Here is a 25,609-nt window from a genome sequence, read left to right as displayed (position 1 = left end):
TGGCAATATTAACAGATATATGATTGGTTTCGACGAATTACGATCGCTTGATTCGATCCATTCCCGTCGCATCTTAACCGCGTTATTCGAGAGCAATTACGCCGCTGTCGCACACACGTCTGTCGCCGCTACTGTCGACGAACATTGGCAAGAGAGATCGGCGACCACACGACTTCATCCATCACAGAACCATCGATCCCGGGAAATATGGTGCGGTGGTCGGATATCGAGACGAACAGAGACTACTACCGTGCATCGCACTGCCGATCAGCGGCAGAAATCTTCTCCATCTGCTTCCTACCTACTTTCTTGCTCGATCAGACCGCCAAGACCTGTCCTGTACAAGCGATAGAACCTCCATAACTGCCCAGAGACCCGGTCACGAATCCTTCTTACTGGATCATCGGCGCGACCTCGGTACCGAGCCGATCGATACAGTCGACCATCGCATCGGTGCCGATGCCAGGATGATAGGTGCGAAAGATGATATGAACATCGTCACCGGCGGCCGCGCGGTAGCGCTCCAGCTCTGTAGCGACCTGTTCGGTTGTACCGAATACCGCGTTTTCTTTCAGTTCCTGCTTTCGTTCGGCAGTGAGTTCGTCGACCGATTCGCCGGAGAAGATCTCGGCGTAGCGCCGCTGGAGGTAGAAGTAGCCGGGTTTCATCGTCTCCCACGCCGCCTCGCGCGAATCGTCGACCCAGCCGTGGACGAGTGCGTACACCGTGAACTCTCCGTCGATACCGTCTTTCTCGCGGACGTTACGGATGTCGTCGACACGTTTTTCGATGCCTGAAAGTGAGAGTTTCGAGGGGGCACACCAGGCGTCAGCGGTCCGGGCAGCGCGGCGGACGGCCGGTTTGGCCGCACCGCCGAGCAGTATCGGCACATCACCATCGGGTTTCGGCGTCACGCTCACGTCGGGAACGACGTCGTGAAAGTCGGCGTCGTAGTCGAGCGGGCCGGCGGACCACGCCGCCCGGAGGAGATTCACCTGGTCGGCGAGGCGCTCGGCGCGCTCCTCGCGCGGGACGCCGAACTGCTCGAACTCGTCGGGGTTCGAACCGATGGCGAGCCCGAGCGTCAACCGTCCATCGGCGAGGAGGTCGACCGTCGCGGCGTCCTCGGCCAACCGGACACCGTCGTACAGCGGCGCGAGCGCGATGCACGTCCCGATCTCGACCTCGTCGGTCGCGGCCGCGAGCGCGCCGAGCGTCGGCATCGTTCCCGAGAGATAGCCGTCCCCGGCGAAGTGGTGTTCGGAGACCCACGCGCTGTCGAGACCCGCGTCGTCGATCGCTCGCCCCAGCGTGAGGATTTCGTCGTAGAGCTCGCTCATCGAGCGGTCGTCGTCGGGTCGCCGCTGGCCGGTGAACAGTCCGGTCCCGAGCTTCATATCGGGAGTGTGCACCCGGGCCTCAAAGCACTATCCCCGAGTGAGTGTCCAAGGATCCCAACCGGCTCGGGAGGATCCGGAGCAAGTCAGTAGTCGATGCGGGTGATCTCCTCGACGGGCCACTGACTCAGGATCTCGACGCCGTTCTCGCGGACGACGACCATCTCCTCGACGCGCACGCCCTGGCGGTCGGCCGGCTCCATCGTCTCGACAGCCATCGTCATCCCCTCCTCGATCTCGATCGGGTGGTCTAGCGAGAGACCGCGCCAGATCAGCGGCACCTCGTAGAGTTGGAGGCCCAGCCCGTGCGCCCAGTGGTTCGTCGTCATCTGCCAGTGCTCGTCGGCGTCGTACCAGTCGGCGTGCTCGCCCGCCATGTCCGGGAACCCTTGGGCAATCTCGTCGGTCGTCGCACCCGGCTCGATCCGTTCGAGCACGTCGTAGAGGTTGTCCCGGGCAGTCTCGTAGGCGTCGCGCTGGGCCTGCGTGGGTTCGCCCATCGAGAAGGTGCGATAGTAACACGAGCGATAGCCGAGATAACCGATGTTGTAGAAATCGGCGTAGACGATGTCACCCGGTCGGATTAGTCTGTCAGTAGTGTTGGCCTGATGTTTCGGCCACGTGTTCGGCCCGCTGGTCACGTAGCCACCCTGGGCCATCGCGCCGTGTCGCCAGAGTTCGCGCACTGCGTCGCCCCAGACCTCCGACTCGCGCTTGCCGGGTCGCGCCGATTCGGTGATCTGCTGGAATCCCGCCTCGCAGATCGCCGCCACCATCCGCAGACACTCGATCTCGTCGCTCGTTTTGACCTTCCGGGCATCGTGCATCAGATCGACGCACTCCGTCGTGCGGACCTCGACGCTGTCCGATTCGAACGCATCGATCAGTCCCGTGTTGCCGACATCGATCCCCATCGGTTCCGTCGCGACGCCGTACTCAGCCATCGCTTCCTGGACGAGACTCGCCATCTTTTCGGTCAGGAACTCGCGCGCGGAGTCGCGGCCCGAGGCGCGCGGGACGTTGCCCAGTCCTGGCGCGGCGTAGCGGATGTCGTCGAGCCAGGGGCAGTTGAACCGCTGGTTCGAGGCGTGATCGGCGGTGTCCCAGTGGATCACGTCGCCGTCTTCGGTGAGGAGGGTGTAGTGATCCGCCCCGCTCCCGCCAGTCATCGCGAGCCCAGTCACGTATCGGATGTTCGGGTCCGAGACCAGCAGCATCGAGCCGAGCTTCGAGTCCTGGAGTCGCTTCAGCGCCTTCTCGTAGCGTTCTTCGCGCAGGCGCTTGACGTCGATGCGCTCCTCCCAGTCCACGGCTTGAGTCCCCCGCGTCCCTTCCATGAAATCGCGCTCGTACATACCGAAATCCTCCGCCAGTCGACACATAAACTTCGTTGTTTCGGCAAGCTACGACACACCACGGTGACCCCCCCCCCCCCTTCCTCCAGCCACCTTCACCCAACCGTCCCGATGATTTATCGCATGAGCCGACGAACCACGAACGAGATGTACAAACACGTCGCATTGCTCGTCCGCAAGGACGGGATGGAGTACGACGCGTTTCGCGAACACTGGGAAGAAACGCACTCACCGCTGGCGAAAGACATCGAGGGCGTCGTCCGTTATCAGACGGTCTATCCGACCGATCCCGACACCGCCGAATTTGACGGTATCGCCGAACTCTACTTCCAGTCGCTCGACGACCTCCACGAAGCCCTCGGCAGCGAGGGAAGTCGTGACTACGACCCGTCCCGAGAGGTTGCGGCAGAGGCTCGGAAGGACGTGAACGAATTCCTCGATGTCGAACGTCGACCGCGGTTCATCGGCGAGGAGAGAGTCTGGAAGGACGAGGTCGATGGGAAGACCGATGGACTCTACAAACACTCGGCATTCCTCGTTCGGAAGGACGGAATGAACCACGACGAATTTCGGGGGCACTGGGAGGAAACCCACTCGCCGCTGGCAAAGAACATCGAGGGTGTCGTCCGCTATCAGACAGTGTATCCCACCGATCCGGATAACGCCGAGTTCGATGGCGTTGCCGAACTCTACTTCGAATCGCTCAACGACCTCCACGAAGCCCTCGGAAGCGGGGGAAGCCGTGACTACGACCCGACACAGGATGTCGCCGCTAAGGCCCGGAAAGACGTGGATAGCTTCCTGGATATCGATCGTCGTCCCCGCTTCATCGGCGAAGAGAAAGTCTGGAAGAACGAAATCGACGTCGAGGGCTACTGAGATGGTTGAGACGGATCACGAGAAACAGGTTCGGGAGGCGTTTCCGGAACTCGACCGGATCGCGAGCGACGACCTCCGTGAAAGAGTCGTCAAAGCATGGATTCTCGGCCTCGAACGCGGTGGCTGGCGGGAGATCGGCGACATCCCGTACGCGTGGAACATCCACGAGGTCTCGAACGTCGAGCACGTCCGTGGTGTGACGAAGATCGCACTCGAATCGGCACGGGTGCAACGCGATTTCCACGACGCCGACCCCGACATCGATGTCGTCGTCGCGGCCTGCCTGCTCCACGACGTCGGGAAATGCTACGAATACGTCGATCACGTGGATAGCGAACTGCTCGCGGGAACCGATCGCGAGCGCTACGCCTCCGGGGTGATTCCCCACTCGATCTCGGGCTACGCGCTCGCCCACGAGGTGGGCGTCCCTCTCACCGTTCAGCGCGCGATCCCCCACTTCCTCGGCGAAGTGCCCGAACGCACGCTGGAGGCCGAACTCGTCAAGAGCGCCAACGCCGCCTCCTCGAACGCCATCACCCAGGCCGCGATGGGCATCACTCTGCAGGAATGGGTCGAGCAGTACAGCCAGACGACGGATTGAGCCGGCGAAACGGTCGCCTCACAGCGGGTCGAGCCCGTGCTCCTCGCGGAGCACGTCGATGTACTTGCGGAAGCCGGTTTCGAGATCGTGTTCGACCTCGTAACCCGTGTCTTCCTGGAAAGCACTCATATCAAGGCGCTGGGTCCACGGCAGTTCACCCTCGTCGCTCACCTCGATGTCGGCATCGGGGATGATCTCCCGGACCGTGTCGACGGCCTCCCGAACCGAGGCGAGTTCGCCCCGGACGTTGTAGACGCGCCGGGAGAGATCGTCTTCGGGGGTGAACGTCGCCAGCCGGAATGCCTGCGCGATGTCCTCGACGTGCTGCCAGTCGACTTCCTGATCGCCGTAGTCGACGGCGAACGATTCACCGAGAGCCGGTTTCTCGATGATATTCGCCAGAAAGGCCGACCCACCGGTCTCGCGGTAGGGACCGTACGCGATCGTGGGTCGGATGGCGACGTGGTCGACGCCATGCTCCTCGTGATAGACGCGCGCCTGGTGCTCGTTGTACTCCTTGGTCGCGCCGTAGAGCGTATCAGGAGCCACGAGATCGTCCTCGGTGACCCACCAGTCGCCGCCGTCGTCGTAGTTCGCGGGCGGAGCGTAGATCGCCGCCGAGGAGGCCCACGCGACGCGCTCGACGTGATCGAGGGCGCGCGCCGCCTCGAAGACGTTGCTCGTTCCTTGGACGTTGACGTCGAGGGCGGCCCGGGGGTTCGATTCCACCGCATTCGTCAACAGTGCAGCGAGATGGACGATCCGGGTCGCACCGGTCTCGGCGACCGCGTTCACCACGTCCGTGGGGTCGCTCACGTCGCCACGGCGGATCGTGACCCGATCGGCGACGTCGAGTTTTTCGAGGATTCGCGGGTCCGTCGAGCGATCGTAGGCGATCACCTCGTGGCCGTGCTCGACGAGCGTCCGCGCGACGTACGCGCCGATGAAGCCGGTGCCACCTGTGACGAGGACGGTCTCGTTGGCTCCCATCCCCTCGACAGTCGCACGAGTTCAGCAAAAGCGTTCCGCCGCCCTGAACTATTCGTGGAGGCCGCCGACCGACTCGTAGAACGACGACTGGAGCTTCTCGGCCATCTCCTCGTCGGGATCGATACGTACGTCGACCACCGTGGGGACGTCGGCCGCTTTCGCCGTGGCGAGCGTTTCGTCGAGATTCGCGGGCGAGCGTACGCGCGTTCCCTCTGCGCCGAACCCCTCGGCGACCCGGACGAAGTCGGTGTCGTGGAACTCGACGCCCGGGATCGAATCGTCCATCTGGCGGACCATCCCGAGACCCGTATCGTTGAGGACGACGAACGTCGGCGCGACGCCGTATTCGACCGCGGTCTCGACGCAGGTCATCGTCATCGCGAAGCCACCGTCGCCCGCGACCGCGACCACGTCCCGATCGGTGGTGATGGCCGCCGAGACGGCCGCGGGACCGCCCCAGCCCATCCCGCCGACGCCGCCACTGCCGAAGTACGTTCGCCGTGCAGGCGTCTGGAGGTAGTTGAGCAACCAGAACCGGTTGTTGCCCGAGTCGGCGGTGACGAGCGTGTTCTCGTCGACGATCCCGTCGATCGCGGTGACCGCACGCTGTGGTTTGATCGGTTCGGCGTCGGAGTCGCATTCGGCTACCCGGAACGACTCGCGAGCATCGCGGGCGCGCTCGCGTGCCCAATCGTTGCCCGGTGCGTACGCCTCGGCGGCGCGGTCGAGCGCGCTCAAACCCCGCTTTGCGTCGCCGATCAGCCCGACGTCGGCGGGGTAGACCCAGCCCGCGTTGCGGCTATCGATATCGGCATGAATGATCGTCTGCTCGTCCGGCCGGACGAACGACGCGGCACCCCAGTTGGTGTCCATCGGGTTCAGCCGGCAGCCGACCACGAGGAGGGTGTCGGCCTCGCTCACGGCCCGGTTCGCGCCCTCGTGACCGAACGAGCCGATGACGCCCGCCGCGAGCGGGTGCGTCTCGGCGATGGTCGATTTCCCCAGATAGGAGGTCGTCACCACCGCCTCGTAGCGCTCGGCGACGGCTTCGAGTTCGTCGTAGGCTCCCGCCGCGTGGACACCGTTGCCCGCGATGATCGCCGATCGCTCGGCCGTGGCGAGGTGCTCGCCCGCGCGCTCGACATCGCTCTCCGTCGGGCGCGATTCCCAGTTTCTGACCTGTTCTTCGGGCGGCCAGAGCGTCGGTGGCTCGTCAGTTTCTGGGATTTCGGCGGTGACGGCGTCACCGTCGAGAATCACCGCGGTGGGACCGGGCCGGCCGGCGGTCGCGTGTTTGAACGCGAGCTGTGTGGTTCTGAGGGTCTCTTTCGCCGTCCGCGGGAACCACCACTCCTTGGCGATGCCATCCAGGATCTTCGGCAGTGCGAACCCGCCGTAGTCGCCGCGGGCCTGCTGGTAGGGCGCGAGCGTCGAATACTCGCCGCGTTCGGAGGCTTCCGTGAGCACGACCATCGGCGAGGAACCGAGGCGTGCCTCAAGTTGGCCGATCGCGCCGATCGAGCCGATCCAGGGCCCCTGACCGGTGAGAACGCCCGGTTTGCGGTGGAGGCGGCCGTGCATCTCGGCCATCACGCTCGCTTCGCGCTCGTCGCGCGGACGCACGACCTCGATGGTCGACTCGGCGAGCGCTTCGAGGAGTTCGATGGCTCGCCCGCCGGGATAGCCGAAGAGATACTCGACGTCGAGGCGTTCCAGCGTCCGGACGAGCTCCGTACTGACAGTTGTCATAACTGGGAATGGCTGTCCACAGCGGGTATCGAGCCGGTGAGTGTGTATTCGCGCTCGCGAAACCGGATCGACATCGATGCATGTGACAGTACACCAAACTTCGCACGGAACGACTTCCTTCTATCGGTCGGTGTGGTGATCCGTATCGTCGGCGGATCGAGCAGCTCCAGCGGTGAATCGTCGGACGTGGAACTGTCGGGAACAACCACAGTGACGTTGACGAACTCGATTACCGACCATCCGAATACCTGTTTCGCTCACGGGAACAGAACTAACTCGGATGAGATACAGTAGCAAGCATGCACGAGGTGGCCAATCCGGTGACGACGGTCGAGACGGCGTTCGAGATAGTCGAATACATCGCCGAACACGACGACGCCGGCGTGAGCGAGATCGCCGCCGATCTCGATCGGGCGAAAAGCACCGTCCATCGCCATCTCGGAACGCTGGTGCAGCGTGGCTATCTCGTCGAGAACGATGGGTACTCGCTCGGGCTCCGATTCCTCGATCTCGGTCTTGATGCGCGAAACGGGCGGCCGCTGTATCACGAAGCGCACGCGAAAGTCGACGAGCTGGCGGATCGCACCGGGGAGAAGGTGTGGTGTATGACCGCCGAAAACGGACGCAGCATCCATCTCTACGGCGCGAGCGGGGCACAGTCCGTCCGCACCGACAGCCGAGAGGGCGACGTCGGCTATCTCCACCAGCACGCGGCCGGCAAGGCGATCCTCGCCCACCGTCCGCTCGAACACGTCGGCAACATCGTCGATCGCTACGGATTGCCCACTCGCACCGACGACACGATCACCGACGGCGACGAACTGTTCGAGCATCTCGAACGAATTCGGGAACGGGGTTACGCGTTCAACCGAGAAGAGTCCATTCCGGGCCTGTACGCGGTCGGTGCGCCGATCGCCGACGATCGCGGCGTCGCCATCGGCGCGCTCAGCATCTCCGGGCCGGCCAACCGGCTGGCGGGTGAGACGCTGACGGAGGAGTTCCCCGAACTGCTCCTCGGTGCGGTCAACGAAATCGAGATAAACCTCTCGCACGGATAGCCAAGCCGGTACAGACATCCGATGTTCCGCAGACGTCGATGACGACGGTGATGACGCCGCAAAACACCGAACGACGGAACGATTCCCCCTACCTCTCCTCCCCCCCCCCCCCACCCGATGACGCGCAGTTCTATGACGACAGTCATGCTGTCATAGTGTTCGAGGAGTGCGAAAAAGCCACCCCGCGTCTTCCACAGCCGTACCTCCTCACTTTCGGATCACGACCTGGCTTCGAACAGTGAAAACAGCGGCAAGGGAGTCGTTTCGACCGAAGACGGGCGATGGCGGGCATCGATCCGCGACAGTACACTCTACGATCGACTGCCGAACAGTCGTGAACGGCCGAGACACGGGTTGATTCATGGGAACGACCAGCATCCGAAACTGAGCGGGACACGACTCGGCCGTCACGATCGGTGTTTCGATTTCCGAAAAGAAGGCTATCTGAACTGATAGTTGGTTCCTCAGCTATGTCGTCGTGCAGAAAGCAATCCGCATCGGCGTCGCCATCACGCACGCAGTGGCGTGTTCGGACGACCGAGAAAGCAGGTTCGAGAGCTTCATCGGCGTGGTTCGCTTTTTTCGACTCGATACCTCACGTTCAAAGACATCGGGGACACGGATGGTAAGCGAAAGCAGACCTCGATACGTCAAATCGGATGTGTGATGGCGACGGTCCCGGACGATAGTTCGGTATAGAAACACGTGTTTCGAAATGAGACATCATCATGGTCACAAACCGAAGGTGGATATCGGAAGCCGAAACGCCAGTGCCCATACGCGTGCGGGTACTGTATTATGTCGCTCCCGTCGTTCGCTGGTGAAGGGTGAGTTTTAACTGGCCGGCGGGCCGACGGGCAGCAGTCATGGCCGAACTCACTCTGGAGGAAGCGAATCAGCTCGACGAGGACGCGTTCGTGGACCGTTTCGGCAGCGTGTACGAGACGTCGCCGTGGGTGGCCGAGCGGAGCCGGTCGGCACAGCCGTTCTCGTCGGTCGGTGATCTGCAGGAGACCTTCGAGGCGACCGTCGAGGAGGCCTCGGAGGAGCGCACGCGGGAGCTGCTCAAGGCCCACCCCGATCTCGGTGAGCAGACCGAGATGACCGACGCCTCCGAGCAGGAGCAGGCGTCCGCCGGGCTCGATCAGCTCACGCCGGAACAGTACGAGGCGTTTCAGCGACTGAACGACCGGTATCAGGGGAAATTCGGCTTCCCGTTCATCATGTCGGTGAACGACGAGTCGCCCGAGACGATCCGGAGCGCGATGGAAGAGCGCGTCGAACACACCACTGACGAGGAGTTCCGAACCGCCCTCGACGAGGTCCACGAGATCGCACGGCTCCGCCTCGACGACATGGTGGAGGACTAGGAATCGTTCGCGTATGGGTCGCGAGGGCCCGAGAAAGTTACGGGAAAGAGGTGCGCTCGTTTTACTCGCCGATGTGCCCGTTCGGGCCGCCCCGTTGCGTTCGATTCCCGACAGCGCCGATCGGGAAGTGCGTGACGGGTAGTTTCAGAGGCCGAGTCGGGACGCTTCGCTCCGGTTCGGATCGGTCGGCGAAACGCCTAAACCTCATGATGAATCGAGTATAAAAGCTTTTGTAGTGGGTGGCATAACCACACAACTGCGTATGACGACCAACAAACACCGTGAACCCGAACCCGAGGAGGGCGAGCGGCTGATGAACTACGGGAAGGAAAAAATCGGTATCTACCGAACCTACGCGACGCCGCTCGAAAACGTCCGGACGATCCCGGAATCGTCGTTCGACGGTCGCGACAACACGCTGCTCGGTCTGGACGTTCGTATCCGACTCGAGGGCGACAAGTTCTTCAAGAACTTCAAGGAAGCCGACAACACCGATCTGGTCGCGACGGACACGATGAAGAACTTCGTCCAGTACCAGCTGGGCGAGTACGACGGCGCGACGGTCGAGGGGTTCCTCGACTTCACGGGCCGTGAGTTCCTCGACCAGTACCCCCAGATCGAGGCGATCCAGCTGTCGGCCGACCAGATCCCCTTCGACGAGCTCGACGTCCCCACCGACGACGGCGACTTCGAGCCGAGCGAGCTCGTCTTCCGCGTCTCGCAGAACGAGTCCGGCTTCGGCGAGGTCTACCTCACCCGCGGCGACGACGGCCCGCAGATCGAAGAGCAGAACAGCGGCATCACCGACCTGCAGCTGGTCAAGGTGAAGGGCAGTTCGTTCACGGACTACGTCCAGGACGAGCACACGACACTGCCCGAGCGCGAGGACCGCACGCTGTACATCTCGATGGACATCTTCTGGAACTACGAGGATCCGGAAGACTGCCTCGGCGAGGAGCCCCAGCGCTACGTCGCCCCCGAGCAGGTCCGCGACATCGCCCACGTCATGTTCGACGAGGTCTACTCGCAGTCGATCCAGGACCTTATCTACCAGGTCGGCCTGCGCGTTCTCGAACGGTTCCCGCAGCTCGAATCGGTCAACTTCGAGGCCAACAACCAGACCTGGATCGCCGTTCGCGAGGAGATCGACGGCGACGAGGACGTCAGAGTGCTGCGCGAGCCGGCCCGACCGACCGGCTACCAGCAGTTCTCGATGGACCGCGACGACCTCGAAGAGCAGTAAACAGATGGCCGCAGAGCTCACGACGCACGTACTCGACACGAGCCGGGAGGGACCCGCCGAGGGCGTCACGGTGACGCTCCAGCGGCTGGATTCCGACGGCGACGCCGAAACGCTCGCCGACGGGACGACCAACGACGACGGTCGCCTCGACGAGCCGCTTCTGACACCCGACGAGATGGAAGCTGGAACGTACCAGCTCCAGTTCGATGTCGGCGACTACTACCGCCGCAGCGAAACGGGATCGACGTTCCTGGAGACGGTGCCGGTCCGGTTCGTCATCGAGGAGCCCGACGAGCACTATCACGTCCCACTGCTGCTCTCACCCGGCGGCTACACGACGTATCGCGGCAGCTAACGACGCAGTCGCGACCATGCCGAACGGTCGCGTTTTCGCTGGTACAGTCCGATAGCGCCGGCGTTACTCCGTGCTCACCGATGGTGCTAGCCGACGGTCCATGGCCAGCGATCCGTTAGGTATTTTCCATATAGATAACGGTCGATCGAACGCGTATCCGTGAAAATCATCATTGTTAAGTGGTCGTAAGCGGGACTCATGGTCAGGGAATGTATGACACAGTCAGATGAAACCAGCGCGTCGAACGTCGTTTACGATATAGAGGAAAAACCCCCACTTGGGGAAGCGATCCCGTTGGCGTTCCAGCACGTGCTCGCGATGGTGCTCGGGAACATCGCGGTGCCACTCATCATGGCATCCGCGATCGGGCTCGCGACCGGTGAGACGACGTTCCTCGTCCAGATGGCACTCATCGTCGCAGGTGTCGCGAGCGTGATCCAGGCCTATCCCGCCGGCCCCGTCGGCGCGAAACTCCCGATCATGATGGGGACGAGTTTCGCGTTCCTCGGCACGCTGCAGCTCATCGCCGACAACGCCGGGTTGGCGACGATATTCGGCGCGGCGCTCGTCGGCTCGCTCCTCCAGGTCTTCATCGGGGCGAACTACGAGCGGTTCAAGCCACTCTTTCCACCGCTGGTCAACGGCATCGTCGTGATGCTCATCGGGCTGACGCTCATCCCGACGGGGATCGACTACGCGGCCGGCGCGTCCTCCGGTCCGGGTGCGGCGGGCTACGCCTCGCTGATGAACCTCGGCGTCGCGGCGCTCGTTTTCCTGGTCATACTGGCGTTGAATCAGTTCTTCCGTGGTATCCTCCGCATCGCGAGCGTGTTCTTCGGCATCCTCCTCGGCTACGTCGTCGCGGTGTTCCTCGGCATGGTCGATTTCGCACCGGTCGCACAGGCGAGCTGGTTCGCGGTCCCGATCCCGCTGAAGTTCGGCATCGCGTTCGATCCGGGGGCGATCATCGCCATCTCAGCCGTGTACGTCATCGTGGCAATGGAGACGATCGGCAATATCTCCGCGATCGTCTCCGAGACGGGACGGAACGCATCGAACAGCCAGATCCGCGGCGGGCTGCTCGGTGACGGCGTCATGAGCGGCATCGCGGCCATCTTCGGCGCGTTCCCGAACACCTCCTTCGCACAGAACGTCGGTCTGATCAGTTTCACCGGCGTCGCCAGCCGATTCATCGTCGGTATCGGTGGTGTGATCCTCCTCGTCGGTGGGTTCATCCCGAAGGTCGGCGCAATCATCACGACGGTGCCCGATCCCGTCCTCGGTGGCGGGACGCTCATCCTCTTCGCACAGATCTTCACCAGCGGGCTCAACATCATCCACCGTGAGGTTTCGCTCACCCAGCGCAACACGACCATCATCGCCGCCGCAGCCTCGCTCGGACTGGGTGTCACCTTCCGCCCCGAACTCGTGCAGAACCTCCCCCAGGTTGTCCAGCCGCTGATGGGGTCGGGCGTCGTCATGGGCGGGTTCACCGCGCTCATCCTCAACGTCCTGCTCCCGCAGTCGAACCCCGTCGACAACTCGCCGGAGACGGACGTCGCCGCCACGGAAGTCGACGACTGATCGCCGGCGATCGCGATATCGGCCCAAAGAAATCAGTTATTTTAAATAACGACACCACCGGTAGATTTACCATCCCATCTCCCGGATCACGTAGCATGCAACGAGCGCTCGTGGTCGTCGAAGGAACCGAATCGACGAAGAAACTCGTGCGAGAAGCCGGCGAGCTCGCCGAAGGTGTCGGGGCCGAGCTGTTCTTGCTCCACGTCACGACCGAGGAACAGTTCAGCGAATATGCCACCTCGATGGCCGACATCCCCGAACGAAACGTCGGCTACAGCGGCAAACGGGCACGCGAGGGCGCACGACAGTTCGCCGAGGACATCGGCACCGAGATGTTCGAGGGCCTCGACGTCGAGTACGAGGCCGTCGGCATGCTCGGCGACAAGGAAGAGCAGATCCTCGAGCTCGCCCACGAGCGCGACTGCGACCACATCTTCATCAGCGGCCGGAAACGCTCGCCGACGGGCAAGGCGCTCTTCGGCGATCTCGCCCAGTCGGTTCTCCTCAAGTTCGACGGGACCGTGACGATCCGTACGGACTGAATCGACCCGCGCGGCCTACTCCTCGTCAGAACGAATCAAAACGGATAGTCACTCCGCCGTCCTGGCAGATAACTCTCAGAAGTCGATAGGATCGCACACCGAAAATCGCGAACGAAAAGGAAAGCCGGACCGGTTCAGTTGCCGACGTCGGTGGCACGCGCGACGACGTCGGGGCTGTAGAGCTCTTCGAGCTCGTCGTGCTGGTCCGGGCGATGTTCGTAGACGTCCTGGAAGAGGCTCACGGGCGTCATCGACGCCTGATAGGTCGCCTCGTCCCACATCCGGTCGTTCGCGACGTCGACCGAGATGCCGTCGATCTCGATGGTGGCGGCGCGCTCCATCGCGATCGCACCGGTCCCCGCATCACGAGCTTCCTCGAACTGCTCCATCGAGTCGACGATGTCGTCCATGCTCGGGACGTACTCGACCATGTCGAGCAGTGCCTCGCTGAGCTCCTCCTCGTCGAGATGGCGGTCGTCGCTCCCGACCGTCAGCGTGTAGCCGTCGCCGCTCTCGGACAGCGAGAGCCGATCGCCCGTGTACACTTCCGTGTCACCGTCGCTTTCGAGCGTGACCTGCTGGCTGCCGTCGTCGAGCAGCCATCGCCCACTCTCGGGGGGCAGTCCCGACTTGTTGGCCTCGACCACTTGGCCAGGAGTGAGCGACCAGATGCCGAGCATCCCCTTGGCCTGGTTGGCGGTCATGCGCTCGCGGTAGCCCTCGACGTCCCGGATGTCGTCGTAGGGACCGTCGACCGAGATCAGACCCGCCGCGCTCGCACCGCGCGAGGTGTTGTGGCGCAGTTCCGGCCACGCCGGCAGGTTTCCGGTGGGCGTGATCGCGCGCATGTCTTTCGTGTAGTCGACCTCGCCGTCGACCAGCATGAACAGCCGCTCCAGATTATTTGCTCTGTTGATCGACAGACAGCGAAGGGGTGGGGTAGCTGAATACAACTCTTAGCGGCTCTAACCAATGATTCGACGTGACACACGATGCAAAAACATAGATTTGCGGTTGGGTTAGAATTAACAGATTTGATAAAGATCGGCGGATGGATCGGCGTATCGCTGGTGATGCCTCTCAGACCATCTGACAGAGAAAGAGCGGGCGGCGGCGTTAGCCGACCGCCCGCGAGAGGTTATGGATTATGCACTTCCGAGTCAGCTCTCGAAATTGCCCGTGCCACGTCCTTGTGTGGAGATTTTCGCCATCATCTGCCTTCAGCATCGAAAAGACGGTTTCGCTCATTGACCGCTGATTGTAGAGGTCATCGTCGATCCGGGCGTTGTGAGCCTTCTGCAACGGGGATTGCTCACAGTGCTTGATGACCGGACGCGTGGCTTCTTTCCGACACTTCTCTCGAAGCTCTTTCCACGAGTACATCTTATCCGCGAGGAGTTCCCGCAGGTCTCCGGCGTTCCGCCGGAAGACCTGCAACCCGATATGCCCGTCGTAGGCCTTCTTCGTCGTGAAATGAACGTCCCTGATCACCAACGACTCCGTGTCAACCAGAACCGTGGTTTTCATCGCCTGAAACGAGTAATCCGCCCGCTTGCGGTAATGATGGCTTGCCTGACCACGCTGGAAGCCGCTGGCATCGATTGCTCCAGTTCCCGAGAAGCCAGCCTGCTCCGCCGTTCTGCGGAGCAGGCTGCGGAGCGTCCGCATCGAGATCTCCTTCTCCCAATTGCAGAACGACGTGTGATCCGGCGACTTCTCCAACCCGAACACGTCGAGAATCCCGGGCATCTCGTTGAGATAATCTTCGAGATGACGGAGCGGCTTTCCGATGTCTTCGCGCAGAAGCAGTAACGCGATTTTGTTCCACTCAGCGTGCTCGCCGTCGCCGTCGCCGTCTTCGTCGGCGACGGCAGGCGCGTCTGGATCCTCCACGTGTTCTTTGGCAAGTTTTCGATACTTCTTCGCGCGTTGTCGTAACCGCTCCATACCGCAAGAGGGCGTCCAATTCCCCTGAACTCAACGATAGAATCGCCAGACGGAACCGGCGATCAACAGAGCAAGATTATTGGTCGGCTTACCCATCTCCTCGCGCAGCTCGCCCATCGCGAGCTCCGCCGCGCCCGACTCGACGATCACCGACATCGCCAGGCTCCCCTCTTCGAGCCCGTGCTCGTGCTCGACGATCGTGATGAACTCGTCGGCTTTCTTCCAGTCGTCGATTCCACCCACCTCGGGGATCACGAACCCGTCGAGGTTCTCGACGGCTCCCTTTTCGGGGTCGGCGATCGACAGCATCCGCTTGAGCCCCTGATGGCGCGTCTCGGGGCTGTCGCGATGCCAGACCACCCGCGGGTGGATCTCGCCGGGGAACTCGTCGCCGTTCTCCGAGAGCACCTCGACGATGTTCGCTGCACCCTCGTCGCGCATCGACGGTGCGGTCGCGTCCTCGTTGTCCGGCACCCACACGTCCGGTGCCTGCATTCCGCGCAGCTCGCTCGCGCTGCGGATCATCTTCGCCGAGTCCTCCTCGCCCTCGACCGCCGTCGGCGAGGTGAAAAACGTCCGCACGAACTGTCGCTCGTGGAGTCGCTTGTCGTGAGTTTTCCCTGTCATCTGTATATCAGTGGTCATCTCTGTAACCAGTGGATCGAGAACTGTCCAGCAGCGGACGGCCCGTGACAGTCATCTTGCAATTATCATGTGGTTCGAGCAGTACGTGTAAGTTTCGATATCGTCGAACGAACCGTCGTCGTGGGATATCGCCCCACGATCGATGTCTGTCTCTCGATCCAGCGAGAGTCAGTCACAGTGATTCACAATCCTTATCAGAGGGGCGGTTGGTTCCAGAGATATGGGAGAACTGGAATTCGACATCGGCGGCGACGTCTACACGGCCGAGCTGCTCGAAGACGAGGCACCGGAATCGGTCGAGGCCATGCGCGACTTCCTGCCGCTCGAATCGGACCTGATGCACGTCCGCTGGAGCGGGCACGCGACGTGGGTCAACATCGACGAGATCGAACTGCCGGAGGTCCCCCGCGAGAATCATACTGTGTACCCCTCGCGCGGCGACATCCTGCTCTACCCGGGCTACCGCAACGAGAAGGAGATCCTCGTCCCGTGTGGCTCGACGTGCTTCAAGAGCCCGGCCGGCGAACTCGCTGGCAACCACGTCGCGAACCTCGATGCGACCCAGCAGGAGCTCTACGAGCTCGAACAGGACACGCTCAAAAACGGCCAGAAAGACATCACCATCCGCGAAGTCTAACCCGGCAGCGAGCGTTCATCGGTCCCCGTTTTTTTTTGATTTGCCGACGGCCTACTGGTCCGTCTCATTAATTCGATCCGGTCGCTACCGCTCGTGCAGATGCATGTGATCGGCACATCGAAAATGAGCAACGATCAGCCGTCGACGGACGGACGCTTCAGACGCTCCAGTCGGGCCGTTCGCGCGGGACGAACTCGCCGCGACCGGTCTCGACGATCTCGCCGTCGTCGGCGACGACCTCGCCGCGGACGAGCGTCGTTTCGACGCGCCCGGTCACGTTGCGACCCTCGTAGATCGAATAGTCGGCGACCGAGGCGTTGTCTTCGGCAGTGATCGTGTAGCTCTCGTTCGGATCGAACAGGACGATGTCGGCGTCGGTGCCGGGATCGAGCGTCCCCTTCTCGGCGAAGCCGAACGTCCGTGCCGGGTTCGCACACATCGTCCGGACGAGGAACGGGTACGAGAAGCCGCGCCGGTTCACCGCCTCGTCGTGGAACACCGCGAGGCTCGCCTGTAGTCCGTTGGCCCCGAACGGATCCTCCCACCACTCGGTGGTCTCCTTTCGCTCGCGCGTCTGGGCGACGTGATCGGTCGAGACGACGCTCAGCGCACCATCACGGAGATGCTCGAACAGAGCGTCGTTGTCGTCGCTGGTCCGCAACGGCGGCGTCAGCTCCGGCAGGTTGCCCATCTCGTCGAAGAGCTCCTTCGTCAGCGTGGTGTGGTGGACGCAGGCCTCACCACGGATGTTGCTCCCGTCGCGCTGATACCGTGCGAGCGCGTCCGCCGCCTTTCGGGAGGACGTGTGGAAGCCGTAGTACTGCGCACCGGTCTCGCTGGCGAGCCTGGCGACGTCGTCGGCAGCCATCGCTTCGGCGTAGTCCGGTCGTGCCTCGGCGAGCCAGCGGGGATCGTCCCGTCCGGCCTTCCGGAACTCCTCGGTCAGCGACTCACAGACGCTGTGGTCCTCGGTGTGGACGACCCCGACGGCATCGAGATCCGCCAGCTCGTCGAACACCCGGCGGATGTAGCCGTGCGAGAGGCCGAACTCGTAGGTGCTGTACATCTTGAACGAGGTGATGCCGTCCTCGATCAACCCCTCGATCTCGTCGAAGGCGTCCTCACCCTCGCGCAGGAAGCCGCCGTGGAGACTGAAGTCGATCACCGGGTTCTCGGCCTTCTCGCGCTTGCGCTCGACACCCTCCCGGATCGTGCTCTCCTCGTCCCAGGCGCTGTCCTCGCTGACGTACGCCTGCCAGCCGAAGTCGATGATCGACGTCACGCCGCCGAGCGCGGCAGCGCTGGTCGCCGATTCGTAGCTATCGAGCGAAACGTGGTCGTCGACGTGAACGTGTGGATCGACGACGCCAGGCATCACGAGGCGGTCCGACGCGTCGATCGTGGTCGAGGCCTCCGGCAGCGTCTCCTCGTTGCCAACGCCGACGATGGTTCCGTCGTCTATCGCGACGGCACCATCGAAAACGCTCTCGCTCGTCACGATGGTCCCGTTCGAAATTACTGTGTCAACCGGCATCGACCACCGATTCTACCCAGCAACGTAAAACCGTTTGCCTGTTCGATTTCGCCAGTAGGTCGAATTGATTGCAGAAGTTCGAATCGAATACCGGTTCAAAATTTTTCTTGGGAGTTTTTCTTGAAAGCCAGCAAAGGATATATTACTGATCTTCTCGACATACGGTACGCAATGGCATACGAGGAGCGACCATGACGGAATCGAGTTCGGAAGGGCTAGAACCGATCGCGGACGGCGATCGTTCGATGAGTCTTTCCCATTACATCCCGGTCTGGTGGGCGTCGTTCATCATCGTCCAGGGGTTCGCGACGGCGTTTTTCGCCGTCTACCCGCAGGGACCGTTGAACGTGGTGCAGGCCGGAGCCGCGATGACGATCGGCGCGGTGACGTCGGCGATTTTCTTCGTCCTCAACGGCCGCTGGGGCTACGACGAGGGGATCCCGTTCGTCGCCCAGGCGCGGGCCGCGTTCGGCACTCGCGGGGCGGTCGTTCCGAACGTCGTTCGCATGCTTCCCGCGATCATCTGGCTCGGGATCGGCAACTGGATCGGCGCGCTGGCGATCCAGAGCATCACGCAGACGCTGTGGGGTGTCGGCAACCTCCGGCTCTACTTCGTACTGTTCTTGCTGTTGAACATCGCCCTCGCGTGGGGTGGCATCAGTTCGATCAAGTGGTTCGACTCGATCGCCGCCGGCGTCATCATCGTGCTGCTCGCGTACACGGTGTTCACGGTCGTCTCGAAACAGGGCATCTCGACGCAGTCGATCGAGTACGGCGGGACGTGGGGGCTGCCCTTCCTCACGATCGTCGCGGCCCACGTCGGGACGGCGATGACGGGCGCGCTCAACGCGGCCGATCTCAGTCGCCATCTCGAAAAGAAACGCGGCTCCTGGAACCACATCCTCGGCCATCTACTGGGGGTCGCCCCGGCGATGCTCTACATGGCGCTCGTGGGCGTCATCTTCGGCACGTCGATCACGACGAACACCCAGAACCCGGTGTTCGCCATCATGGACGTGGCACCGAACCCGACGGTCGGCGTCGCGGTGATGGTGTTCGTCCTCGCCGCGCAGACCTCCTCGAACCTGACGCTCAACCTCATTCCGACCGTCCACGTCCTTCAGGACGCCATCGGCACCACGTGGGAGCGCGGGCTCATCATCACGAGCGTGCTCTCGGTCGTGACCTTTCCGTGGGTGCTGTTCTCCTCGGAGGGTGGCATCTACTTCCTGATGATCAACGCCTACGCCGTCCCGCTGGGGCCGGTGCTCGGCGTGTTGCTGGCCGACTACTGGGTCTTCCGCTCGGGTAACGCCTCGATCCCGTCGCTCTACGACAAGAGCCGCGACTCAAAGTTCTGGTTCATCAGGGGATTCTCGATCACGGCGCTGGCGAGCGTGCTCGTCGGTTCGCTCGCGAGCATCGCGCTACTCGATTTCTCCTGGATGGTCGGGCTCCCGATCGGCTTCGCCACCTACGTCGTCCTCCGGAAGCTCGATCTCGACGAGCGCACCACCGAATATCTCTCGGAGACGCCGGCACCGACGGCCGACTGAACCACCGACAACCCCGCCGACACCCACTTTTCTGACGCCGGCTTCGACGGGTGGATCCGGCGAATCAGCGCGACAATCCACACATTCAAGCCGGATCACGGTTTAGCGACACGCGAACCATGAACGCAACAGCAGAGTCGTCCCGCCACGTCGACGAGGATCGACTGCGCGACGACATCGAGACGAACGGCGAGTACGGCGCGATCTCGATCGGCGAGGGCCACGGGCGGACGGTGCTCCCGGGAACGAAGGCCAACCAGCAGGTGCGCGAGTATTTCGTCGAGCGACTGGAGGACGCCGGTCTCGACGTCCGGACCGACTCGGTCGGCAACATCGCCGGTCGCTGGGTGCCCGACGGTGCCGATCCGGACGCGGCCGCGGTCGCCGCGGGAAGCCACCTCGACTCGGTGCCCGAGGGCGGCATCTTCGACGGCGTGCTGGGTGTCTACAGCGCCCTTGAAGCCGTCCGTGCGCTCCAGGAGTCCGACGCCGATCTCGATCGCCCGGTCGAGGTCGTCTGCTTCACCGAGGAGGAGGGGACACGCTTCTCGAACGGCGTTCTCGGCTCGGCGGTGGCGACCGGACAGCGATCGGTCGATGACGCGCTCGCGCTCGAAGACCACGACGGCATCTCGCTCGACGATGCCCTGAACGAGATCGGTGCGAAAGGCTCCGGTCAACTCGATGCAAGCGCGTGGGATTCCTGGCTCGAAGTCCACGTCGAGCAGAGCAAGCGACTCGAAAAGGCGAACGTTCCCGTGGGGATCGTCAGTTCGATCACCGGGACGATCCGGTGTTCGGTCGAGATCGATGGCGAGGCGAACCACGCGGGCTGTGCGGCGATGAAGGATCGGACGGACGCGCTCGCGGCGGCGAGCGAACTGGTTCTCGACGTCGAGCAGGCGACCGAGGATGTCGTCGCCGAGAAGGGCGACAGCGTCGTCGGCACGGTCGGCCAGCTCGACATCAGCCCGAACGCGGTCAACGTCGTTCCCGGACGCGCCGAACTGGGCATCGATATCCGCGACGTCGACTACGAATCGATGGAGACGATCGTCGGCGAGGTCGAAGCGAGCCTGTCGCGCCTCGAAGCCGAGCGCGGCGTCGACACCACGTTCGAGCGCCCCTACGACATCGCGCCGATCGACATGAGCGATCGCTGTACGTCCGCACTCGACGAGGCAGCCGCCGAGAGCGGCGTGTCGACGATGGAGCTCCACTCGGGTGCCGGCCACGACACGATGCACGTCGCGAAAGTCACCGACTCGGGGATGATCTTCGCCCCCTCGCGCGACGGCATCTCGCACAACCCGCTCGAATGGACCGATTGGGAGAGCTGTGCGACCGCGACCCGCGTGCTGACCGGCGGCATCGCCCGGCTCGCGCGATCGGCCTAGCGACTCGGATTTCGACTCTCGTCCGACATCACTCACCAGCGCCGCGAGAGGAAGCCTCGATCACTGACCGCCGCCGGCCACGTCCGTATCGCCCGAGGACGGGCTCGGCAGCGAGCCCACGCCGATCGTCAGCACCAGCAGTACGACCACGACGCCGACCGAGAGCGCCATCAGTTCGAGAATCAGTGCCACACAGCGGTCCGGACGGCCGTCTCGCCGACGACCGCATGCCAATACGTATCGTTCACACGCCACGTGAGAAACCATCACTCAAAGACGTTTCGTTGTCGCTGAGGGGCTGGACGGGGCGCTACCGATGTTATTCGTCGAAAAACACGAGTGTCGGATCGATCGTCGTCGCGGCTCTACGCCACTTCGCGCGCGGCGACGTCGTCGAGCACCTGCTCTGCGTGCTCGCCGGGCGAGACGTCCTCGTAGACCGCCTCGATGTCGCCGTTCGGGCCGATGACGAAGGTGTTGCGGAGCGCGGTGCCGTCGCCGGCGGAGTCGTATTTCTCGGCGACCGAACCGTCCTCGTCGCTCAGCAGCGTGAACGGGAGCTCCTCGTCGTCGCGGAACGCCGCGAGATCCGCGACCGAATCCATCGAGACGCCGAGCACCGGCACGTCGTGGTGCTCGAACTCGTCGAACGCCGCGCCGAAGTTGTTCGCCTCGATGGTGCAGCCCTCCGTCCCCGCCTTCGGGTAGAAGTAGAGGACCGTGCGCTGGCCCTCGAACTCCGAGAGCGAGACCGACTCGCCGTCCTGATTCTGCAGACTGAACGCCGGTGCCGTCTGGCCTACCTGTGGCATGGCCTCGAATACCGGCGAGACGCTGATAATGCTTACGACGCGTCCTCGCCGCGGCCGGCGTCGGCGACGAGTCGGTACGGTCGGTCGAGGACGAATCGGTGGCCTTCTCTATCATGTTCAAATCTTCGAATGGTGCAACGAACCCGGTCGATCGACACGCAGATCGATGGATTTTACTGATTGGCTGCGAGCGTGCAACGTAATGGCCGAAACAATCGGTTTCGTCGGTCTGGGTATCATGGGGCTCCCGATGTCGAAGAACCTCGTCGACGCGGGCTACGACGTCGTGGGCCACAACCGCTCGCAGGAACCGGTCGACGAACTCGTCGACTACGGTGGCGAGGGTGCCGACTCCCCCCAAGCGGTCGCCGAGCAGGTCGACGTCGTGATCACCTGTCTCCCGGACTCACCGGTCGTCGAGTCGATCGTCCGTGACGACGACGGCATCCTCGCCGGGCTGAGCGAGGGGATGACGGTGATCGACATGTCGACGATCTCGCCGACCGTCATCGAGGAACTCGCCGCGGAGATCGAGGACGCGGGCGCGGAGATGCTCGACGCACCGATCAGCGGCGGCGAGGAGGGTGCCATCGACGGCACGCTCTCGATCATGGTCGGCGGCAACGAGGACGTCTTCGACGCCAACGAGGAACTGCTCGCGGCGATGGGCGAGACGGTCACCCACTGCGGGCCGAGCGGGGCCGGCCAGACGACGAAAGCCTGCAACCAGATCGTCGTCGCCGCCCAGATGGTCGGCGTGAGCGAGGCGCTCGTCTTCGCCCAGAAGGCCGGTGCGGATCTCGACGCGGTCGTCGAGGCGATCAGCGGTGGGGCTGCCGGCTGCTGGACACTCGACAACCGCGCACCGTCGATGATCCAGGGTGACTTCGATCCGGGCTTCTTCGCCTCCTATCAGTACAAGGACCTCCGCATCGCGACCGACGCCGGCGAGGCCTTCGGCGCGCCGATGCCCCAGACCGGTATCGCCCACGAGCTCTACAAGTCGATGGAGACGACCGGCCGGGGCGACGACGACAACTCCGGCGTGATGCAGATCATCGAGGACCTGGCGGGCGAGGAAGCACGCGTCGACTGAGCGAAAAGCAAAACACCACCTGATTTTTCGTTCGACATCGATACGATCGAGAAGCGATGCGACGACCAGCGTCGTCACCGATCGATTTTCGAGAGCGAGAACGGTCTATCGCGTGCCGGTGATGTCGCCCTCGTAGACGACGCCGCGCTCGGCATCAAGCGTCACCGTCACGTCTTTCGGGAGGTCGGCGAGATCGACCCCGCCGATCATCGGGATGCCGAGTTCGCGGGCGACGATCGCCGGATAACCAGTGACGCCCTTGTGCCCGCTGATGATACCGGCGAGCGACGAGGGTTCACCGGTGAACTCGTCGTCGAAGTCGGTCGGCAGCGTCAGCACGCTCCCGTCGGGCACCGACGTGAGATCGCCGTGCTCCGCGTGATGGAGCGGCCCGGTGGCGACGCCCTCGACGATCGAGCGCCCGGAGGCGACGATGTCGGCGGCGACGTGGATCTTGAGCATGTTCGTCGTGTTCGCCTCTTCGAGATCGGTCATCAGTCCGGCAAGGACGACCACGCTGTCGCCGCTGGCGACGATGCCGGCGTCGACCGCCGTCTGGACGGCGTTCTGCACCACGACATCCGTACTCTTCTCGCGCTCGGTGAGCGGCGCGAACTGCGGAACGACCCCCGCCGAGAGCGCGAGATGGCGACAGACCTGTCGTGACGGCGTGACGGCGACGACGGGCACGTCGGGGCGGTATTTGGCCGCTTTGAGCGCCGTGTAGCCCGATTCGGTCGCCGCGACGATCGCCGTCGCGTCGACATCGCGGGCGAGATAACGTGCGGAACGAGCGAGCCCGTCCGTCCTGGCACTGCCGGGTTTCGGCACGGTCTGCTCGTTGCGTTCGGTGTACTCGTCGCTGGCCTCGACTTCGCCAACGATCGTCGACATCGCGTCGACGACGCGCGCCGGGTGGTCGCCGACGGCCGTCTCGCCCGAGAGCATGACCGCGTCGGTGCCGTCGAGCACCGCGTTCGCCACGTCGGTGGCCTCGGCACGCGTCGGCCGGCGCGCGTGGGTCATCGAATCCAGCATCTCGGTCGCCGTGATCACCGGGACGCCCGCCGCACGGCATTTCTGGATGATCCGCTTCTGGACGAGCGGAACCGTCTCCATCGGGCACTCCACGCCGAGATCGCCCCGGGCAACCATCACGCCGTAGGTCGATTCGATGATGCCATCGAGATGCTCGACCGCGCCGGCACGCTCGATCTTGGCGACGACGGGCACGTCCGCGCCCTGATTCTCCAGGGCCTCGTTGACCGCGTAGATATCCTCGGCGTCGCGGACGAAACTCGCCGCAACGAAATCCACGTCGTGATCCGCCGCCAGCGTCAGCTCCTGGCGGTCCTGCTCGGTGACGGATTCGAGGTCGAGATCGACGCCCGGCACGTTGACCCCCTTCTGTCCGCCGAGGGTTCCGCCGCTCTCGACGTCGACGACGACAGTCTCGCCCTCGACACGGCTGACGACCGTCTCGATGCGGCCGTCGTCGAGCAGCACGCGATCGCCAGGGCTGACGGCACCGATGCTGGTCGAAACGCCGACCGCATCGGGGCTCGCGGTCTCGCCCTCCGAGAGGCGGACCTCGGTGCCGGTTTCGAGCTCGATCGACTCGTCGAGCGGCGCGGTGCGGATCTCCGGGCCGGGCAGGTCGAGCATGACCGCGACCGACCGGCCGACGGCCGAACTCGCTGCGCGCACCGTCTCGATGAGGTCGGCGCGGTTCTCGGTGGTGCCGTGGCTCGCGTTGAGCCGCGCGACCGACATCCCGTTCTCGATGAGTCGTTCGATCGTCGGTTGCTCGGCGGTCGCCGGCCCGAGCGTACAGACGATCTTCGTGTTTCTCGTTGGCATGTTCTACCCGAAGCTATCGGCGCGGACATAAAAGAACTGTCGACAGGATGCGCTACTTGTGGGCGTCGAGGAGGTCGTAACTGCGCTCCCAGTCGGCCTCCTCGTCGAAATAGCGCTCGGCCAGCGGCTCCTCGGGCATCTCGCCCGTCGAGCGTTTCTCCTCGCCGTACGAGCGACGATCCTCGTCGATGTAGAACCGACCCGTCAGCACCTCGCCCTCGTAGAGTTTGTCCTCGGTCTCGTGCATCATCTCTGCCGCTTCCTGACGGTCGTGGACGTCGAAGTCGAAGTCCTCGGAGTCCTGAACGTCCGTGTACGGAACGTACTGTTTTGCGTCCTTGTTCCAGGTCGGACACTGTGTCAGGAAGTCCACGTGCGCGAACCCGTCGTGTTCGATCGCCTCGGTCAGGATCTCCGTCGCCTGCCGCGGGTTCACCGCCGCCGTCCGCGCCACGTACGACGCACCCGACGTCAGCGCCAGCGACAGCGGTCGGATCGGGTCCTTGGCCGACCCGTGGGGCTGGGTTTTCGACTCGTGACCTTTCGGGCTCGTCGGGGAGGTCTGGCCCTTCGTCAGCCCGAAGATCTCGTTGTTGAAGACGATGTAGGTCATGTCGTGGTTCTCGCGGGCGGTGTGCATGAAGTGGTTCCCGCCGATGCCGTAACCGTCGCCGTCGCCACCCGCCGCGATCACTTCCAGACCCGGGTTCGCGAGTTTCGCCGCGCGGGCGATCGGCAGCGAACGCCCGTGGATCGAGTGCATCGCGTAGGACTCGAAGTAGCTGTTCAGCTTGCCCGAACAGCCGATACCCGTCACCAACAAGGTCTCGTCAGGCGTGCGCCCGACTTCGGGCATCGCACCCTTGAGCGCCTTGAGCACGCTGAAGTCGCCACAGCCCGGACACCACGTCGCCTGCGGCTCGATGCCCGGCGTGAACGCCTCCCGGTCGATCTCCTCGCCCTGTTCCGCCTGTCCGATCGCGCTGAATGATTTGCTCATGT

The 25,609-nt window shown here is 63.5% G+C and carries 22 protein-coding genes and 2 pseudogenes; 12 read left to right on the top strand and 12 right to left on the bottom strand.

What is annotated here, in order from left to right; all coding sequences use genetic code 11:
• Positions 1–392: 392 nt before the first annotated feature.
• Positions 393–1,397, bottom strand: coding sequence for an LLM class flavin-dependent oxidoreductase (locus tag MUK72_RS06570; protein ID WP_244704992.1), 1,005 nt, complete (start codon positions 1,395–1,397; stop codon positions 393–395).
• An 86-nt stretch (positions 1,398–1,483) separates the two neighbouring features.
• Positions 1,484–2,752, bottom strand: coding sequence for a M24 family metallopeptidase (locus MUK72_RS06565; RefSeq protein ID WP_244704990.1), 1,269 nt, complete (start codon positions 2,750–2,752; stop codon positions 1,484–1,486).
• A 147-nt stretch (positions 2,753–2,899) separates the two neighbouring features.
• Here MUK72_RS06565 and MUK72_RS06560 point away from each other — a divergent pair, with 147 nt between their 5' ends.
• Both MUK72_RS06560 and MUK72_RS06555 read left to right on the top strand, forming a co-directional pair.
• A complete protein-coding gene (locus MUK72_RS06560; protein WP_244705290.1) occupies positions 2,900–3,631 on the top strand; it encodes an EthD domain-containing protein in 732 nt (243 codons plus the stop codon).
• Position 3,632: 1 nt separating this feature from the next.
• Positions 3,633–4,232 (top strand): HD domain-containing protein, encoded by a 600-nt coding sequence (locus MUK72_RS06555; RefSeq protein ID WP_244704988.1) that lies wholly within the window; start codon positions 3,633–3,635, stop codon positions 4,230–4,232.
• Positions 4,233–4,250: 18 nt separating this feature from the next.
• Here MUK72_RS06555 and MUK72_RS06550 read toward each other — a convergent pair whose 3' ends face one another.
• Together MUK72_RS06550 and MUK72_RS06545 are read right to left on the bottom strand one after the other, a co-directional pair.
• Positions 4,251–5,222 (bottom strand): NAD-dependent epimerase/dehydratase family protein, encoded by a 972-nt coding sequence (locus MUK72_RS06550; RefSeq protein ID WP_004055313.1) that lies wholly within the window; start codon positions 5,220–5,222, stop codon positions 4,251–4,253.
• Positions 5,223–5,270: 48 nt separating this feature from the next.
• Positions 5,271–6,971 carry a thiamine pyrophosphate-binding protein gene (locus MUK72_RS06545; protein WP_244704986.1) on the bottom strand — a complete coding sequence of 567 codons (1,701 nt, stop codon included), beginning with the start codon at positions 6,969–6,971 and terminating at the stop codon, positions 5,271–5,273.
• A 299-nt stretch (positions 6,972–7,270) separates the two neighbouring features.
• On the opposite strand from MUK72_RS06545, the gene MUK72_RS06540 reads away from it, so the two are divergent.
• The 6 genes from MUK72_RS06540 to MUK72_RS06515 all read left to right on the top strand — a co-directional run bounded on the left by MUK72_RS06540 (position 7,271) and on the right by MUK72_RS06515 (position 13,123).
• Complete coding sequence (locus tag MUK72_RS06540) at positions 7,271–8,029, top strand: IclR family transcriptional regulator (protein ID WP_004055316.1); 759 nt, start codon at positions 7,271–7,273, stop codon at positions 8,027–8,029.
• An 866-nt stretch (positions 8,030–8,895) separates the two neighbouring features.
• Positions 8,896–9,399 carry a 2-oxo-4-hydroxy-4-carboxy-5-ureidoimidazoline decarboxylase gene (gene uraD / locus MUK72_RS06535; protein ID WP_004055317.1) on the top strand — a complete coding sequence of 168 codons (504 nt, stop codon included), beginning with the start codon at positions 8,896–8,898 and terminating at the stop codon, positions 9,397–9,399.
• Positions 9,400–9,661: 262 nt separating this feature from the next.
• Entirely contained in the window at positions 9,662–10,642 is a 981-nt protein-coding gene (pucL, locus tag MUK72_RS06530) for a factor-independent urate hydroxylase (protein ID WP_004055319.1), read from the top strand.
• Positions 10,643–10,646: 4 nt separating this feature from the next.
• A complete protein-coding gene (gene uraH / locus MUK72_RS06525; RefSeq protein ID WP_004055321.1) occupies positions 10,647–10,997 on the top strand; it encodes a hydroxyisourate hydrolase in 351 nt (116 codons plus the stop codon).
• Positions 10,998–11,210: 213 nt separating this feature from the next.
• Complete coding sequence (locus MUK72_RS06520) at positions 11,211–12,581, top strand: uracil-xanthine permease family protein (RefSeq protein WP_244704984.1); 1,371 nt, start codon at positions 11,211–11,213, stop codon at positions 12,579–12,581.
• A 95-nt stretch (positions 12,582–12,676) separates the two neighbouring features.
• Positions 12,677–13,123 carry a universal stress protein gene (locus MUK72_RS06515; protein WP_244704982.1) on the top strand — a complete coding sequence of 149 codons (447 nt, stop codon included), beginning with the start codon at positions 12,677–12,679 and terminating at the stop codon, positions 13,121–13,123.
• A gap of 134 nt (positions 13,124–13,257) precedes the next feature.
• On the opposite strand, the pseudogene MUK72_RS06510 reads toward MUK72_RS06515, so the two are convergent.
• From MUK72_RS06510 to MUK72_RS06500, 3 genes and pseudogenes are all read right to left on the bottom strand, one after another.
• Positions 13,258–14,028: pseudogene (locus MUK72_RS06510) on the bottom strand (malate synthase); the annotation flags it as partial.
• Positions 14,029–14,239: 211 nt separating this feature from the next.
• Positions 14,240–15,070, bottom strand: coding sequence for an IS5 family transposase (locus tag MUK72_RS06505; protein ID WP_244699519.1), 831 nt, complete (start codon positions 15,068–15,070; stop codon positions 14,240–14,242).
• 48 nt (positions 15,071–15,118) lie between these two features.
• Positions 15,119–15,697: pseudogene (locus tag MUK72_RS06500) on the bottom strand (malate synthase); the annotation flags it as partial.
• 238 nt (positions 15,698–15,935) lie between these two features.
• Here MUK72_RS06500 and MUK72_RS06495 point away from each other — a divergent pair.
• On the top strand, positions 15,936–16,352 hold the full coding sequence (locus tag MUK72_RS06495) for a DUF3830 family protein (protein ID WP_004055326.1): 417 nt from the start codon (positions 15,936–15,938) through the stop codon (positions 16,350–16,352).
• Between the two features lie 157 nt (positions 16,353–16,509).
• Here the strand turns inward: MUK72_RS06495 and MUK72_RS06490 are convergent, their stop codons facing one another.
• Positions 16,510–17,886, bottom strand: a complete 1,377-nt coding sequence (locus MUK72_RS06490) for a dihydroorotase (RefSeq protein ID WP_244704980.1) — start codon at positions 17,884–17,886, stop codon at positions 16,510–16,512.
• Between the two features lie 191 nt (positions 17,887–18,077).
• On the opposite strand from MUK72_RS06490, the gene MUK72_RS06485 reads away from it, so the two are divergent.
• Both MUK72_RS06485 and MUK72_RS06480 read left to right on the top strand, forming a co-directional pair.
• Positions 18,078–19,442, top strand: coding sequence for a cytosine permease (locus MUK72_RS06485; protein WP_244704978.1), 1,365 nt, complete (start codon positions 18,078–18,080; stop codon positions 19,440–19,442).
• Positions 19,443–19,561: 119 nt separating this feature from the next.
• A complete protein-coding gene (locus MUK72_RS06480) occupies positions 19,562–20,839 on the top strand; it encodes a M20 family metallo-hydrolase (protein ID WP_244704976.1) in 1,278 nt (425 codons plus the stop codon).
• Positions 20,840–20,899: 60 nt separating this feature from the next.
• Here MUK72_RS06480 and MUK72_RS20195 read toward each other — a convergent pair whose 3' ends face one another.
• Positions 20,900–21,031, bottom strand: coding sequence for a hypothetical protein (locus MUK72_RS20195; RefSeq protein WP_280518318.1), 132 nt, complete (start codon positions 21,029–21,031; stop codon positions 20,900–20,902).
• 173 nt (positions 21,032–21,204) lie between these two features.
• The gene (locus tag MUK72_RS06475; protein WP_244704974.1) at positions 21,205–21,651 is read right to left on the bottom strand and encodes a peroxiredoxin; all 447 of its coding nucleotides are present in this window, start codon (positions 21,649–21,651) and stop codon (positions 21,205–21,207) included.
• A gap of 202 nt (positions 21,652–21,853) precedes the next feature.
• Here MUK72_RS06475 and MUK72_RS06470 point away from each other — a divergent pair, with 202 nt between their 5' ends.
• The gene (locus MUK72_RS06470; RefSeq protein ID WP_244704972.1) at positions 21,854–22,747 is read left to right on the top strand and encodes an NAD(P)-dependent oxidoreductase; all 894 of its coding nucleotides are present in this window, start codon (positions 21,854–21,856) and stop codon (positions 22,745–22,747) included.
• A gap of 105 nt (positions 22,748–22,852) precedes the next feature.
• Here the strand turns inward: MUK72_RS06470 and pyk are convergent, their stop codons facing one another.
• Positions 22,853–24,607: a pyruvate kinase gene (pyk, locus tag MUK72_RS06465; RefSeq protein ID WP_244704970.1), complete on the bottom strand. Its 1,755-nt coding sequence runs from the start codon at positions 24,605–24,607 to the stop codon at positions 22,853–22,855.
• A 52-nt stretch (positions 24,608–24,659) separates the two neighbouring features.
• Positions 24,660–25,607 carry a thiamine pyrophosphate-dependent enzyme gene (locus tag MUK72_RS06460; protein ID WP_244704968.1) on the bottom strand — a complete coding sequence of 316 codons (948 nt, stop codon included), beginning with the start codon at positions 25,605–25,607 and terminating at the stop codon, positions 24,660–24,662.
• Between the last annotated feature and the right edge of the window lie 2 nt (positions 25,608–25,609).

It is taken from the genome of Halococcus dombrowskii, assembly GCF_022870485.1.
GTDB lineage: Archaea > Halobacteriota > Halobacteria > Halobacteriales > Halococcaceae > Halococcus > Halococcus morrhuae.
This window is presented reverse-complemented; position numbering and strand designations above follow the sequence as displayed.

Bases quoted from the DNA above. Each gene is read 5' to 3' on its own strand.
- MUK72_RS06570 (WP_244704992.1), bottom strand. From the start codon at position 1,397: ATGAAGCTCGGGACCGGACTGTTCACCGGCCAGCGGCGACCCGACGAC.
- MUK72_RS06565 (WP_244704990.1), bottom strand. From the start codon at position 2,752: ATGTACGAGCGCGATTTCATGGAAGGGACGCGGGGGACTCAAGCCGTG.
- MUK72_RS06560 (WP_244705290.1), top strand. From the start codon at position 2,900: ATGTACAAACACGTCGCATTGCTCGTCCGCAAGGACGGGATGGAGTAC.
- MUK72_RS06555 (WP_244704988.1), top strand. From the start codon at position 3,633: ATGGTTGAGACGGATCACGAGAAACAGGTTCGGGAGGCGTTTCCGGAA.
- MUK72_RS06550 (WP_004055313.1), bottom strand. From the start codon at position 5,222: ATGGGAGCCAACGAGACCGTCCTCGTCACAGGTGGCACCGGCTTCATC.
- MUK72_RS06545 (WP_244704986.1), bottom strand. From the start codon at position 6,971: ATGACAACTGTCAGTACGGAGCTCGTCCGGACGCTGGAACGCCTCGAC.
- MUK72_RS06540 (WP_004055316.1), top strand. From the start codon at position 7,271: ATGCACGAGGTGGCCAATCCGGTGACGACGGTCGAGACGGCGTTCGAG.
- uraD (WP_004055317.1), top strand. From the start codon at position 8,896: ATGGCCGAACTCACTCTGGAGGAAGCGAATCAGCTCGACGAGGACGCG.
- pucL (WP_004055319.1), top strand. From the start codon at position 9,662: ATGACGACCAACAAACACCGTGAACCCGAACCCGAGGAGGGCGAGCGG.
- uraH (WP_004055321.1), top strand. From the start codon at position 10,647: ATGGCCGCAGAGCTCACGACGCACGTACTCGACACGAGCCGGGAGGGA.
- MUK72_RS06520 (WP_244704984.1), top strand. From the start codon at position 11,211: ATGACACAGTCAGATGAAACCAGCGCGTCGAACGTCGTTTACGATATA.
- MUK72_RS06515 (WP_244704982.1), top strand. From the start codon at position 12,677: ATGCAACGAGCGCTCGTGGTCGTCGAAGGAACCGAATCGACGAAGAAA.
- MUK72_RS06505 (WP_244699519.1), bottom strand. From the start codon at position 15,070: ATGGAGCGGTTACGACAACGCGCGAAGAAGTATCGAAAACTTGCCAAA.
- MUK72_RS06495 (WP_004055326.1), top strand. From the start codon at position 15,936: ATGGGAGAACTGGAATTCGACATCGGCGGCGACGTCTACACGGCCGAG.
- MUK72_RS06490 (WP_244704980.1), bottom strand. From the start codon at position 17,886: ATGCCGGTTGACACAGTAATTTCGAACGGGACCATCGTGACGAGCGAG.
- MUK72_RS06485 (WP_244704978.1), top strand. From the start codon at position 18,078: ATGACGGAATCGAGTTCGGAAGGGCTAGAACCGATCGCGGACGGCGAT.
- MUK72_RS06480 (WP_244704976.1), top strand. From the start codon at position 19,562: ATGAACGCAACAGCAGAGTCGTCCCGCCACGTCGACGAGGATCGACTG.
- MUK72_RS06475 (WP_244704974.1), bottom strand. From the start codon at position 21,651: ATGCCACAGGTAGGCCAGACGGCACCGGCGTTCAGTCTGCAGAATCAG.
- MUK72_RS06470 (WP_244704972.1), top strand. From the start codon at position 21,854: ATGGCCGAAACAATCGGTTTCGTCGGTCTGGGTATCATGGGGCTCCCG.
- pyk (WP_244704970.1), bottom strand. From the start codon at position 24,607: ATGCCAACGAGAAACACGAAGATCGTCTGTACGCTCGGGCCGGCGACC.
- MUK72_RS06460 (WP_244704968.1), bottom strand. From the start codon at position 25,607: ATGAGCAAATCATTCAGCGCGATCGGACAGGCGGAACAGGGCGAGGAG.